This is a genomic window from Pseudomonas sp. SORGH_AS_0199 (assembly GCF_031453735.1).
Lineage (GTDB): Bacteria > Pseudomonadota > Gammaproteobacteria > Pseudomonadales > Pseudomonadaceae > Chryseomonas > Chryseomonas aestiva.
Map to the genome: position 1 here is coordinate 2,442,333 of NZ_JAVJAE010000001.1, position 12,822 is coordinate 2,455,154.

15 protein-coding genes are annotated in these 12,822 nt (G+C 66.1%); 12 read left to right on the forward strand and 3 right to left on the reverse strand.

What is annotated here, in order from left to right; all coding sequences use genetic code 11:
• Nucleotides 1-43: 43 nt before the first annotated feature.
• The 6 genes from QE444_RS11425 to QE444_RS11450 all read left to right on the forward strand — a co-directional run bounded on the left by QE444_RS11425 (nucleotide 44) and on the right by QE444_RS11450 (nucleotide 5,047).
• On the forward strand, nucleotides 44-652 hold the full coding sequence (locus tag QE444_RS11425; RefSeq protein WP_285389843.1) for a hypothetical protein: 609 nt from the start codon (nucleotides 44-46) through the stop codon (nucleotides 650-652).
• 123 nt (nucleotides 653-775) lie between these two features.
• Nucleotides 776-1,363 (forward strand): LemA family protein, encoded by a 588-nt coding sequence (locus QE444_RS11430; RefSeq protein ID WP_285389845.1) that lies wholly within the window; start codon nucleotides 776-778, stop codon nucleotides 1,361-1,363.
• A 4-nt stretch (nucleotides 1,364-1,367) separates the two neighbouring features.
• Nucleotides 1,368-2,762 (forward strand): M48 family metalloprotease, encoded by a 1,395-nt coding sequence (locus QE444_RS11435; RefSeq protein ID WP_309738585.1) that lies wholly within the window; start codon nucleotides 1,368-1,370, stop codon nucleotides 2,760-2,762.
• A gap of 72 nt (nucleotides 2,763-2,834) precedes the next feature.
• Nucleotides 2,835-3,227: a hypothetical protein gene (locus tag QE444_RS11440; protein WP_309738586.1), complete on the forward strand. Its 393-nt coding sequence runs from the start codon at nucleotides 2,835-2,837 to the stop codon at nucleotides 3,225-3,227.
• Between the two features lie 68 nt (nucleotides 3,228-3,295).
• Nucleotides 3,296-4,198: a response regulator gene (locus QE444_RS11445; protein ID WP_309738588.1), complete on the forward strand. Its 903-nt coding sequence runs from the start codon at nucleotides 3,296-3,298 to the stop codon at nucleotides 4,196-4,198.
• A gap of 3 nt (nucleotides 4,199-4,201) precedes the next feature.
• Nucleotides 4,202-5,047: a hypothetical protein gene (locus QE444_RS11450; RefSeq protein WP_133859445.1), complete on the forward strand. Its 846-nt coding sequence runs from the start codon at nucleotides 4,202-4,204 to the stop codon at nucleotides 5,045-5,047.
• On the opposite strand, the gene QE444_RS11455 is transcribed toward QE444_RS11450, so the two are convergent.
• The gene (locus tag QE444_RS11455; protein ID WP_273861107.1) at nucleotides 5,035-6,225 is read right to left on the reverse strand and encodes a serine hydrolase; all 1,191 of its coding nucleotides are present in this window, start codon (nucleotides 6,223-6,225) and stop codon (nucleotides 5,035-5,037) included. The genes QE444_RS11450 and QE444_RS11455 overlap by 13 nt on opposite strands.
• Nucleotides 6,226-6,285: 60 nt before the next feature.
• Here QE444_RS11455 and def point away from each other — a divergent pair, with 60 nt between their 5' ends.
• Nucleotides 6,286-6,825 (forward strand): peptide deformylase, encoded by a 540-nt coding sequence (gene def, locus QE444_RS11460; protein ID WP_133859443.1) that lies wholly within the window; start codon nucleotides 6,286-6,288, stop codon nucleotides 6,823-6,825.
• On the opposite strand, the gene QE444_RS11465 is transcribed toward def, so the two are convergent.
• Complete coding sequence (locus QE444_RS11465) at nucleotides 6,822-7,460, reverse strand: DsbA family protein (RefSeq protein WP_187978961.1); 639 nt, start codon at nucleotides 7,458-7,460, stop codon at nucleotides 6,822-6,824. The two genes, def and QE444_RS11465, sit on opposite strands and share 4 nt — an antisense overlap.
• Nucleotides 7,461-7,744: 284 nt before the next feature.
• On the opposite strand from QE444_RS11465, the gene QE444_RS11470 reads away from it, so the two are divergent.
• Nucleotides 7,745-8,683, forward strand: a complete 939-nt coding sequence (locus tag QE444_RS11470; RefSeq protein WP_252977103.1) for a bestrophin family protein — start codon at nucleotides 7,745-7,747, stop codon at nucleotides 8,681-8,683.
• A 43-nt stretch (nucleotides 8,684-8,726) separates the two neighbouring features.
• On the opposite strand, the gene cprA is transcribed toward QE444_RS11470, so the two are convergent.
• Nucleotides 8,727-9,878, reverse strand: a complete 1,152-nt coding sequence (cprA, locus tag QE444_RS11475; protein WP_309738594.1) for a cationic peptide resistance protein CprA — start codon at nucleotides 9,876-9,878, stop codon at nucleotides 8,727-8,729.
• A gap of 139 nt (nucleotides 9,879-10,017) precedes the next feature.
• Between cprA and QE444_RS11480 the strand changes: the two genes are divergently transcribed.
• From QE444_RS11480 to QE444_RS11495, 4 genes are all read left to right on the forward strand, one after another.
• On the forward strand, nucleotides 10,018-10,257 hold the full coding sequence (locus tag QE444_RS11480) for a DUF2789 domain-containing protein (protein WP_208694744.1): 240 nt from the start codon (nucleotides 10,018-10,020) through the stop codon (nucleotides 10,255-10,257).
• A gap of 57 nt (nucleotides 10,258-10,314) precedes the next feature.
• On the forward strand, nucleotides 10,315-10,446 hold the full coding sequence (locus tag QE444_RS11485; protein WP_007162893.1) for a hypothetical protein: 132 nt from the start codon (nucleotides 10,315-10,317) through the stop codon (nucleotides 10,444-10,446).
• A 187-nt stretch (nucleotides 10,447-10,633) separates the two neighbouring features.
• A complete protein-coding gene (locus tag QE444_RS11490; protein WP_309738599.1) occupies nucleotides 10,634-11,623 on the forward strand; it encodes a DctP family TRAP transporter solute-binding subunit in 990 nt (329 codons plus the stop codon).
• A gap of 72 nt (nucleotides 11,624-11,695) precedes the next feature.
• Nucleotides 11,696-12,817, forward strand: coding sequence for a beta-ketoacyl-ACP synthase III (locus QE444_RS11495; RefSeq protein ID WP_309738600.1), 1,122 nt, complete (start codon nucleotides 11,696-11,698; stop codon nucleotides 12,815-12,817).
• The last annotated feature ends 5 nt before the right edge of the window (nucleotides 12,818-12,822 follow it).

Here is a 12,822-nt window from a genome sequence, read left to right on the forward strand (position 1 = left end):
ACGGCACCCAGGCCCTAATCACCGGAAGAGAGCGGAGCGGCAGATGAGTCATGCACAGCTGATGGATTGGGGATTCGTCCTGATAACCCTGTGCAACATCCTGCTGATCGCCCTGGTGGTGTTTCTCCTGTGGCAGCGCTATGTCGCCAGCGACGCGTCGGCCAAGGCCGAGGGTGCCAGCGAGGAGCAGCCGTTGCCGGTTCCCGAAGTGCTCGAGAGCCCGCCTGCCGATACCCCGCCGCCGCCGCTCCCCGCCAGCAGCGGCCCGGCGGTGAACCGTAACGTCGATCTCTTCGACGAGGGCCCGGAAGAGGTGTACGACGCCAACTATCCCGAGTGGAAGAAGAGCGACGACCCCTACGTCGAGGAATTGCTGTCGCACCGCGAAGCCCTGGAGCTCAAGGTGGACAACATGGTCATGCGGCTGACCCGGGCGCACAAGGTGGTGACCGGCCTGCGCGCGCAGAATCGCGAACTGCGCGCTTCGGAGGCCCACGCCCAGCGCCTGCAGGAAGAGCTGACCCGCACCCAGACCAGCCTTGCCCAGCTGCGCCAGGAGCGTGACGCCCTGCTGGCCGAGCTGCAGCCCGGTCGCAAGGCGGACTCGGCGCCCCGGCATCCGACCGACACGGGCGCGCCTTCCTCGTCCTGAACGGTGGTGTGCGGCGCCTGATTCGCCAGCCATCCCCTCAACCGTCGCATCCGTCGCGCTGCGCAACCGTTGGCGTGGCGTGCCCCTAGACTGGGGCTTCTCAGCACCTTCAAGGACGATTCGATGAAACTGCTGCTCCTGCTGGCTGCCCTGGTCGCCCTCGTCCTGTTCGCGATCAGCCTCTACAACGCCCTGATCACGGCGCGCAACGCCTATCGCAACGCCTTCGCCCAGATCGATGTTCAGCTCAATCGCCGATACGACCTCATCCCCAATCTGGTGGAAGCGGTGAAGGGCTATCTGCAGCACGAGCGCGAGACACTGCAGGCGGTGATGGCGGCGCGGCAGCAGGCGCAATCCGGTCTGCACCAGGCCAAGACCCGACCGGAGGATCCCGTCGCGCGGGCCGCCTTGGAGCAGGGCGAGCAGCGCCTCGGCAGCGCCCTCGGACGGCTGTTCGCCGTCAGCGAAGCCTATCCTGAGCTCAAGGCCAACGAGACCGTCCTGCAGCTGATGGAAGAGCTGAGCTCCACGGAGAATCGCCTGGCCTATGCGCGCCAGGCCCATAACGACGCGGTGATGGACTACAACAATCGCTGCGAGACCTTTCCCGGCTCGCTGGTCGCCAGGCGCTTCGGCTTCCGCCTGGCGCAGCCGCTGGCCCTGCCGGACGCAGACGCGCGTCAGGCACCGCGGATCAGCCTGAGCTGAGCGCGTGCGTTTCCTCGAGGACCAGGCCGCGGCGCGCCGGCGCACCCGGCTTTGTCTCGTCTTGCTGGCCCTGGTGGTGCTGGTCATGGCGCTGGCCAGCGCCGGCCTGGCCCTGGTGTTCCTGCCGCGGAAGGTGATCGACTATCTGGGCGGGCGCGAGGCGACGCTGGTGAAGACCGGCCTGACGTTCACCGGCGTCATCGCCGCGGCCTCCTGCTGGAAGGTCCGGCAACTCGCCCGCCTAGGTGGAGAGGCCGTGGTCAGGCGGCTGGGCGCGCTGCCCCTGGACGATCAGGCCGACCCCACGACGCGCCAGTTGCACAACGTGGTGGCAGAGATGGCCCTGGCCGCCGGCATCCCGGTGCCGCGCCTCTACCTGCTGCCGGACGAACCGGCCATCAATGCCTTCATCAGCGGCTACGGACCGGCCGATGCGACCCTGTGCCTGACTCGCGGCGCCCTTCACCAGCTGACCCGCGATGAATTGCAGGGGGTGGTCGCCCACGAATTCAGTCATCTGCTCAATGGCGACATGCGCCTGAATCTGCGTCTGCTGGGCTGGCTGCATGGCATCAGCCTGATCGCCGACCTGGGGCGGGAACTGTTCTTCGATCGCAGCTCGACCACCGGCCGGGGCAGTGGCAGCCCCCTGCTGGGCGGGTTGCTGGGCACCCTGCTGCTGGTGATCGGCGGCTGCGGACTGTTCTTCGCTAATCTGATCCAGGCCGCGGCGGCGCGCTCGCGCGAGCGCCTGGCGGATGCCTCCGCCGTGCAGTTCACCCGCCAGCCCCAGGGACTGGCCAATGCCCTTAAGAAGATCGCCGCCCATCCGCTGCAGGGGCGGCTATATCACCGCCGGGCACGTAGCGTCGCCCACATGGTGCTGGGCGATTCGGGCGCCTCCTGGTTCGCCACCCATCCCCCGGTGCTGGAGCGTATCCAGCAGCTGGAACCGGACTTTGACGAGTGGCAGCTCGAGCGACTCCGGGCCGAGGCCCTGCTGCCCATGGGCGTTGCCCATGTCGCGGGCAATCCGGCATTCGCTGCGCCGCCGCCGGTGTCCGGCGCGCCCCCGCTCGCGGCGGTAGCTACCCCCGCGCCCTGGCGGGACATTCCCGCGACCCTGCAGGCTTTCGTGCGGCAACCCCGGCAGGCGGCGGAGCTGCTGCTGGCGCTGGCCGCCAGTCCGTCGGCAGCCGACGGCGGGGCAGGGCAGCGCTGTGCCGACAGCCTGCATCCGTCGCTGCGCCTGCCGGTTGCCCAGCTGACCTTTCCGGCCATCCGCCAACTGCCGCGGCCGGTCCTACGCCAGCTGCTCGTCGACCTCAAGACAGGCTTCGCCGCTACGCCTGAGCTGGATCTCTCGCGCTACTGTCTGGCGCGCATCATCCAGCGCTAGCTGATCGGCAGTCTGGCGCCCGGGCGTCAGCGACTGTCGGGGCGGGGAACGCTGGCCCAGGCCCGGGTCGCGGTGCTCACCCTCTATGCGGTGGCCGCCGAACAGAATCACCGGGACGTCCAGGCCGCTCGGCGGGCCTTTCTGCTGGCCGTCGTCAGCACCTTTCCCGGCCTGCATTGTGCCTATGAGCCCCCGCACCCCTGGCGTCCGGCGCTGGACGGCGCCCTGGCGCGACTTGGCCTGCTGAGCATCGCGGCGCGCACCCTGGTGCTGGAGGGCCTGCTGTGCCTGGTCAAGGCGGACGAGCGCGTCCAAACCTCCGAGCTAGAGCTGCTAAGGTTATATTGTACGGTGCTCGAATTGCCGTATCCTGCGTTGGACGAATACCTTTCAGTTACCGATGACAAACTGTCGCAAAAAGGTCGCCGTTCAGCTGATACTGGCCATGTGATATCTGATGTGTGATCCATACTGGCGCCCGAGGCGAGTAATCGCCGAGGGATAACGCGGCGTTCATAATTCAGGGATGGAACATGAAGTTCCTCGTGGTAGACGACAGTCGAGCGGTCCAGACCATCATCAAGCGGATTCTGGCGAATACCGGCTACAGGGATATCGAATTGCGCGTGGCGTCCACCGGCGAGGAAGCCGTGGCGCTGCTGGAGACCTGGACCCCCAACCTGGTGCTCACCGACTGGCACATGCCTGGGATGACCGGTCTGGAATTGCTCCAGGCGATCCGCCAGCGGGTGGGCGCCGATATCCATGTGGGCTTTGTCACCACCGAGTCCTCGGCGCGCAACATCGAGGCGGCCTACCGCAACGGCGCGGCCTTCGTCGTGACCAAGCCCTTCGTCCAGGAGACCCTGCAGCAGGCGGTGCTCACCGTGCTGCAGGACGGCGCCAGTGCCGAACAGGCCATCGAATCCTCAGGTCGCGAGAGCCTGCTGATCCCGACCCGCTTCAATCCCGATCCACAGCGTATTCGCCAGTTGCTCGGTCTGTCCTCCATCGTCTGCCAGATCGAGCCCATGGCGCCGATCCCGGTCGATCGACTGGCCTTGCCCTATGTGATCGGCATCTATGGCCACCCGCAGAGCAAGGCGCTGGAAGCCGTCTGCCTGCTGGACCTCAATGCGGCCTGCATTCTCGGTGGCGCTCTGGCCGGGCTCTCGCCCGCCGCCATCCATGCGGCCATCGCCAGTGCGACCCTGAGCCGCGAGATCTACGAGAACGCCACCGCCTTCCTCGCCGACCTCAGCGGCATGATCTCCACCGGCAAGGGCGGGGCGCCGCTGGTGCTGAGCACCAGTCACCTGGTGCAGAAGCCCTTCGAAAAGCTCTACAGCCTCTGGCGACAGAACAATGGGCGCGCCGACTTCAGCCTGTCCTTTCCCGGGCTCGGCGACGGTTTCATCGCCTTCCTGTTGAGCTAGGGAATGAACGACTCGCGCTTCGTCGAATGGGGTTTCCTGCTGGTCACCCTGTCCAACGTGCTGCTCATCGCCCTGGTCCTGACGCTGCTCTGGCAGCGGCTCTTTCCGCGCCCTGAAGCGGCTGGCGAGAAAAGCGAGACTCCCGAGCCCGGTGAGCCGCAGTCGCTCACCAGCCAGGCCGAGACCGCGGCCGGCCTGATCGACGCGGCGCGGCAGGCGGATGTCGAGCCCCTGGGTCAGGCCATGAGCGACAGCCTGGACCTGGTGGGCCGTCTCGACGGGGTCGAGGGCGACGACTATCCGGACTGGAAAAAGACCAACCAACCCTATATCGACGACCTGCTGGCCCACCGCGAGAATCTCGAATTCAAGCTGGACGATCTCAAGTCCAAACTGGACCGGGCGCACAAGCTGGTCACCAATCTGCACGTGCAGAATCGCGAGATGCGCGGCGCCGAGGCGAAGCTGCAGCGCCTGAGTCTCGAGCATGACCGGGTCCAGGGCACCCTGCTGGAAATGCGTCGCGAGCGCGATCAGCTCAAGGCGACGGTCCAGCGACTCGGCGAAGACCTGCTGCGGCTGCGACAGCAGCCGACGACCCCGGCCGTTGCGGCCTCGCCGGAACTGGATGGGCACCTGCAGGAGGAGCTGGAGACCCTGCGCGAAAGCCTCGAAGCAGAACGGGCGAAGCTGTCGCGGACCCTGGTGGAAAAGGAATTCATCGAGCAGGTGTTCATCGATACCGATGCCGTGACCGACAGCTACCAGGCCCTGCAGCACGAGCATGCCGCGCTGCAGGAGCAGTTGCAGGCGCTCCAGGCCCGCCTGGAGTCCGCTCAGTCGCGGTAGAGGGCGGCGAGGATGGCCTCCGGGAAGGGCCCGCTCATGCCGGCGATCGCGGTGTTGGTCAGGATCACCACGCTGAGCTCCCGCGCCGGATCGATGAACCAGGCATTGCCGTAGACGCCGCCCCACTGCAGGGTGCCGGGCGCCTGCGGGGTCCTGGCCAGCCGGGCATCGCGCAGTACCGCCGCGCCCAGGCTGAAACCCCAGCCCGGCGCATCGTCGCGTTGCAGCCCCGGGATCTGGTCTTCCATGATCAGGCGCTGGCTGGCCGGCGTGAGCAGCCTACCCTGGCGGAGTGCCTCCAGAAAGGCGAGATAGTCGCCCGCGCTGCCCTGCATGCCACCGCCGCCCGAGGCGAAGGCCTGCGTCGAAAGGGCGCGCGCCGGCGAATAGAGGATGCCGCCCTTGGGCATCGGCAGCAGATAGGGCTCGCTCATGGGTTCGGGGCGCGGATAGCCGTCGCGATAGGCGGTGGCCAGGCGCTCGGCGTCGCTGACGTGGAAGCTCAGGTCGTGCAGGCCCAGCGGTGCGGCCACCTGCTGCTGGACGACCTCGGGCAGGGGCTGCCCGGTCGCGGCCGCCAGCACGCCGCCCATCACGTCCAGCCCGAGGGAGTAGCGCCACTGGGTGCCCGGTTTGAAGTCCAGCGGCACACCCGCCAGGCGCCGCAGATTCTCTTCCAGGGTCAGCGGAGCCCCATCCAGGCCGTCGGATACCCCGGCGCGATGATAGGGTCCGTTCGAATCTTCGCCGAAGCCGTAGTGCAGGCCGGCGGTATGACTGAGAAGCTGCGCCAGGGTGGGTACGGCCAGGGTGCCGTCGGCCAGCTGCGGGGTGAAGTAGGGCAGGTAGCGACTGACCGGGGCCTGCAGATCCAGGCGACCCTGGTCCGCCAGACGCAAGGCCGCCACGGCTACCAGCGGCTTGGTCAGGGAGGCGAAGCGAAACAGCTGATCTTCGCGCATCGGCCGCTGGACTTCGCGATCGGCGAAACCGGCCGCGCGCTGGTACACAACCCGGCCTTGGCGGGCGACCATGACCACCGTGCCAACGATGCGCTGCTGGGCGACGGCGCGTTCCAGGATCGGATCCAGGCGGGCGGCGAGGGTGGCGTCCTCGGCCTGGGCGAGGTTTGTACTCAGGCCGAGGCCGAGTGCGCTGGCGAGCAGTAGGGAAGACATCTGGTTTAAGCTCCTGGCGAAACGCCGGCGGCTGGACCGGCCAAAGGGAGGAATCCTCGCATGATTCGTGACATTTTGAAGATGGGCGATCCGCGCCTGCTGCGGGTGGCGCCGCCGGTAGCGGCAGAGCGCTTCGGCTCGGCCGAGCTGCACGGCCTTATCCAGGATATGTTCGACACCATGGCCACCGCCGGTGGCGTGGGCCTCGCGGCGCCCCAGATCGGCGAAGATCTGCAGCTGATGGTCTTTGGCTTCGAGCGCAATGCCCGCTATCCCGAGGCGGCGCCGGTGCCGCTGCAGGTGCTGATCAATCCGCGGATCGAGGTGCTGGACGCCCGCGAAGAACTCGGCTGGGAAGGCTGTCTGTCGATCCCCGGACTGCGCGGCGAGGTGCCGCGGCCACGGCGGATCCGCTACCGCGGCGTGGATGGCGATGGCCGCGCCGTCGACCAGGAAGCCGAGGGTTTTCACGCACGGGTGGTCCTGCACGAATACGATCACCTCATCGGCCGCCTCTATCCTTCGCGGATCCAGGATTTCGCCCGTTTCGGCTTTACCGAGGTGCTGTTCCCCGAGCTGACGCCGGACGCCCAGCGCTAGGCGCCGGCCGTCTCCAGCTGCGCCCTGACGGCCGCCGCCAACTGGGCGAAGGGCACCGCGCCATCCAGTGCCCGAGCCGCTTCGACGGGCGCCCCGGCGGAGCGCAGCAGCAGCGTCGGCACGGCGGTGATGCCCAGGGCTTCGGCGCGATCCTCGGCATGCAGCACCAGATCGGTGTGATCGCCACGGGCGAGACTGGCTTTCAGCGCCTCGCTGTCCAGACCCGTGCGCCGCGCCAGCTCCAGCAGCACGTCCAGCTCACCGATATCCCGACCCTCTTCGAAGAAGGCCTGGAAAACCGCCAGATGGAAGGCGTCGAAGCGATCGTGCTCGCGGGCGAATTCCGCCGCCTCTAGCGCCAGGCGACTGCGCGGTTGTACCGGCGGTAGGCGCAGCACCATGCCGTACTCCGCCGCCATGGGATAGACGGCGCGATCCCAGGTCCGGCGCAGGTAATCGCCGGCAGGATCGAGGGTAGGGGTGGGCTCGGGACGCAATTCGAAGGCATGCCACTCGATGGCCAGCTGGTCGCCGAATTCCTCCTGCAGACGCGCCAGCTGGGGCAGCTCCAGATAGCAGAAGGGGCAGACGTAATCGCTCCAGACATCCAGACGAACGCGCGGGGTGGCGGTCATGGCAGTGCTCCGGAAGGGCATGGTGTCCGTCGGACCGCACCTGGGCGCAGATGTTCGGTAAAGCTGCCGGTATCCCTGGGCAATCTGGTACCCGGTCAGCTCCTGTGGTCGCGAAGAGCCGCAGCCTGCGACCGGACAGCTCTTCATATCTGGAAATGGAATTGCCACCGGTCAATTGCGTGAAGTGGGCGGCGATCCGCGCTCCAGACGCTTGCCTTGAACCTGTTTCCGACCCCAGGTTCCTATGGCGGCACCCCTTCTTTCACGCGCTAAGGACTATCACCGTGGGCTATTTCCACCGCATCCTGACATTCCTTCGGCAAACCTTCACCTACGTCGGCTGGTCGGTTTTCTGGCTGCTGCTGTGGGACATCGCCGTTACCGCTGACTATATGCTGCTGGTGGAGAAACGGGCGGAGCTGCCCAATATCCCCCTGACGCTGATCGGCTCGGCGCTGATCGTGCTGACCAGTTTCCGCAATACCAGCGCCTACCAGCGCTGGTGGGAGGCGCGCACCCTCTGGGGTGGCATGGTCAACAGCTCGCGCAGCTTCACTCGCCAGGTGCTGACGCTCATCGACGACGGTGACGAGCATTTCAATGCGATCAAGACGGTGCTCATCGAGCGCCATCTCGCCTATGTGCGCTGCCTGGCCTGCCAGCTCAGCGGCGATCCCCTACCCAAGGAGGTGCGTACCTACCTGGGCAAGGAGGAGTGGTCGATGCGCAAGGAGACCAACAACTTCGCCAATGCCATCCTCAGTGGCTCCTCTAGCCTGATCGCCCTGGAATACCGCGCCGGCCGCCTGGACAGCATCCGCCTGGAGCGACTCGAAGCCACCTTCGTCGACATGTCCAACTGGCAGGGTGGCATGGAGCGCATCGCCAATACGCCCTTGCCCTATCCCTACGTGAACTTCCCGCGGCTGTTCATCTTCCTGTTCTGCGTGCTCATGCCCATCGGTCTGGTGGAAAGCCTGCAGTGGTACACACCGCTGGCCTCCACCGTGGTGGGCTTCATCTTCCTGGCGATGGAGAAGGTCGGTACCGATCTGCAGAATCCCTTCCAGCGCAGTCGGCACCAGATCACCATGGGCACCATCTGCAACACCATCGAAGGTAACCTGCGGACAATGTTGCGCGATGCGCGCGGGGGCTACGCCTCGGTCAGCGATATCGTCCGGGATTCGCGACTGACTTCACCGGAGCGGGATTCCGTCTGAGCAGCGCCCGGTGCCTGGCGGTCGCCGGCACCGGGCACGCGCTTCATTTGAAATCCCACTGCATCTGCGCCGGGATGCTGATGTCCCGCGAGGAATGCACGCAGACATCCAGGTAGTCGGTGAAGCGCGGCGGAGCGGCGATGCCTTCGTCGAGCAGACGCTGGTTGTCGAACAGGTAGTTCAGATCGGCGAAGCCGCCGTACAGCTTGAGCGCCCGCAGCACCAGGCGCGGATTGGCCGGGCCGATGCGCTCGTTGAAGTCGGCGGCCAGCTCTTTGAGGTCGGCGCTGTCCACCTGGCGATAGCGCTCGCCGACCGGGGCGTCGCCCATGGCGCCGGCATAGGCCTCGTCGATTTCGCCGAAGGTGCAGGCGCCGGCGTTACCCGCGGAGATGTGGTACAGGCTGTAGTTCAGCTTGGGCTTGAGCGCCAGTTCCACCAGGGCTTCGGCGCAGTAGTCCACCGGGATGACATCGATCTGCTCATCGAGGCCGCAGGTGAAGCGTTCCAGAGCGAAGCCCATGCGGAACACCCAGAAGATGCTGCCCGACGCCTTGCAACCCGAACGACGATGACCCACCACGATGGAGGGGCGCGCCACCACCAGCGGCAGCAGCGGCAACTCGTTGCGCAGCTTGAGTTCGATGGCGGCCTTGGAGGCGGTGTAATCCACCAGTTGCTGGTCCGGTTCGGGGAAATCCCAGGTTTCTGCGACCGGCGATTGGCGCTGCGGGCCGCAGGCCATGGCGGTGCTGACGTGCAGGAAGCGCTTCAGGCGCCGCGACTGGGCGCACGCCTCGGCAAGGGCGAAGGTGCCTTCGACGTTGACCGGCCAGATTTTCGGATTGCGCGAGAAGGAGGCCACCGCCGCGCAGTTGATGACCTCGTCCAGGGTCTGCAGGAGCGGCTTGGCGGCGTCGATCCAGTGGGTGTCGAGCAGGTCGCCACAGAGAATCTGTTCGGGCTTGAGCAGGGCCGCCAGGCGCTCGTCGATGTCATGGACGCGCAGATTCTGCAGCAGGCGCTCCAGGCCTTCCGCCGGGGTGGCGGCACGGACCAGGAATCGCAGCCCTTCGACATGGCCAAGCTCCAGCAGACGCAGGGTGACGGCACCGCCGAGAAAGCCGGTGGCACCGGTAACGAGGATGCGGCGCGGCGCGGCGGTAAATTGAATGGAAGAGACGGGAAGCGACATGGCAGAGGCCCTGGTTGGCGGAACGTGGGCGTACCTTAAGGCTCGTCGCTGAAGGATTTATTAAGGCAGGGGAACCCCTCAAGGCTGGCGTCTTTCTAGATACCTGAGCGTAACGACCGATAACTGCCTGGAGACTCCCATGGAACTTCCCGTTCACGACCTGACGACCCTCTTCGAGCAACTGGGCCTGGACTCCGATCCGGCTGCCATCGACGACTTCATCGCCAGCCATTCCCCGCTGCCGGACGCGGTCAAGGTATCCGAGGCCGAGTTCTGGTCGCCGGCGCAGAAGGCCTTTCTCAAGGACGAAATAATGGGCGACGCCGACTGGGCACCGATCGTCGACGAGCTGAACGTCCGTCTGCACAGTCATGACTAAACCTACAGGGCTGGAAGCATTCAGCCCTGCAGACCCTTCCCTGTCCGGAGACTTGCCATGAATGCCGTCCATGCCCAGCAGCAGCCCAACGATCCGCCCGTCGCCGACGATGAAGACGAGGTAAGCGAAGAGCAGCTCGACGAATCCGTCGAGGAAACCTTTCCCGCAAGTGATCCCATTTCGCCCTGATGGTTTCTTGGCGCCGCTTCGGCGGCGCTGACCCTACCCCTGATCCGCCTTTCTTGCACACTCGTCGTACCGTTTTCCGCCGTTGACCAGCCTTTCCCGCCGCGACTGCTAAGGTAATTGCGTCGCGCACGCACCGCGACCGGGGTCGCACGGGCGATCCGATGGATCGTTCAACGCAGGGAATCCCATGATCAAGACCTTCTTCGCCACCGTGGCCGGCTCGCTCCTTGCTCTGGCCGTGCCCCTTGCCGTGGCCGAGCCCATCGTCATCAAGTTCGCCCATGTGGTGACGGACGATACCCCCAAGGGCCGTGGAGCCCTGCAGGTACAGAAGCTGGTGCAGGAGCGGCTGGCCGGCAAGGTCAGGCTCGAGGTCTATCCCAACTCCAGCCTGGTGGGCGATGCCGACGAGCTGGAGGCCCTGCGCAGCAATCGGGTCCAGCTGCTGGCGCCCTCGGTTTCCAAGCTCAACGCCCTGGCCAAGCCGCTCAGGGTCTACGATCTGCCCTTTCTGTTCGACAACATCGAGGCGGTCAAGCGCTTCCAGCGCCGCGACAAGAGCCGCGAACTGCTGGGCAGCCTGGTCCCCCACGGCATCACCGGGCTGGCGTACTGGAACAACGGTGGCCGGCAGCTCTCGGCCACGCGGGAAATCCACGTCCCCGCCGACCTCAAGGGTCTGACCTTCCGCGTCGAGTCCTCCGATGTGCTGGCGGCCTACTACCAGCAACTGGGCGCCCAGGCGGTCAAGCTGCCCTTCGCCCAGGTCTACGACGCCTTGCGCACCGGCAAGGTCCAGGGCGCAGAGAATTCCTGGTCGAATCTGCTGGGGCAGAAGATCAACACCGTGCAGCCCTATATCGTCGAGGACAACCACAGCTTCCTCACCTATATGCTTATCACCAACACCACGTTCTGGAACGGGCTGCCCTTCGAGATCCGCAGCGAGCTGGAGGCCATCCTCGAAGAGGTGTCCCAAGGGGTGAATCGCGATGCCGAAGCCATCAACGCCAAAGCACGCGAGCGGGTGGTGGCGGCCAATACCAGCAAGATCCTGGTGCCGACGGCTGCCGAGCGCGATGCCTGGCGCGCGGCGGTGGCGCCTCTGATCAAACGGTATGAAAGCGAAGTGGGCAGCGACGTCCTGCGCGCCGCCGAGGCCGCCAATCGGCGCTGAGATTGCACGGGCGTCCACCCCGGATTTGCGGCAAACTGGCACGGCGTCATCCTGACAACAAGAGGAATAGCCGTGCAGCACGCGGTCATCAGCGGTAGTGGGCTCTATACGCCGCCCGAAAGCATTTCCAACGACGAGCTGGTTGCGTCCTTCAACCAGTGGGCTGGCCAGTGGAATGCCGAGCATGCCGAAGCCATCGCCCAGGGCAGCCTGGCGCCCCAGCCGGAATCCAGCGCCGCCTTCATCGAGAAGGCCTCCGGCATCCGCAGCCGTCATGTAGTCGACAAGGCCGGCATCCTCGATCCGGCGCGCATGGTGCCGCAGATCCCCGAGCGCTCCAACGACGAGCCCTCGATCCTCTGCGAGATGGGGACCGCCGCCGCGCGCGAGGCCCTGCAACGCGCCGGGCGGACGGCCGCCGACATCGATGGCGTCATCGTCGCCTGTTCCAACCTGCAGCGCCCTTATCCGGCGGTAGCCATCGAGGTCCAGGCCGCATTGGGCATCCAGGGCTACGGCTTCGACATGAACGTCGCCTGCTCCTCGGCGACCTTCGGTCTGCAGGCCGCGGCCAACGCCGTCCAACTGGGCCAGGCGCGGGCGGTACTGGTGATAGATCCGGAGATCTGCACCGGCCATTTGAATTTCCGCGACCGCGACAGCCATTTCATCTTTGGCGATGCCGCCACCGCCTTGGTGGTGGAGCGCGCCGACCAGGCGACCTCGGCGCACCGCTTCGAGATCCTCGGGACCCGGCTGTTCACCCAGTTCTCCAACAACATCCGCAACAACTTCGGCTTCCTCAACCGCGCGGCGGAGGAGGGCATGACCCACCCGGACAAGCTGTTCGTCCAGGAAGGGCGCAAGGTGTTCAAGGAGGTCTGCCCGCTGGTGGCCGAATTGATCGCCAATCACCTCGCCGAACTGGATATTCCCGTCGCACGGGTCTCGCGCTTCTGGCTGCATCAGGCCAACCTGGCGATGAATCAGCTCATCGTCAAACGCCTGCTGGGCCGCGAACCCGAGTCCGGCGAGGCGCCGGTCATCCTCGACACCTACGGCAACACCAGCTCGGCCGGTTCGGTCATTGCCCTGCATCTGCACCACGAGGATCTGGCCAGTGGCAGTCTGGGCGTGCTCAGCTCCTTTGGCGCCGGCTATTCCATCGGCAGTGTGGTGCTGCGCAAGGTCTGATCGAC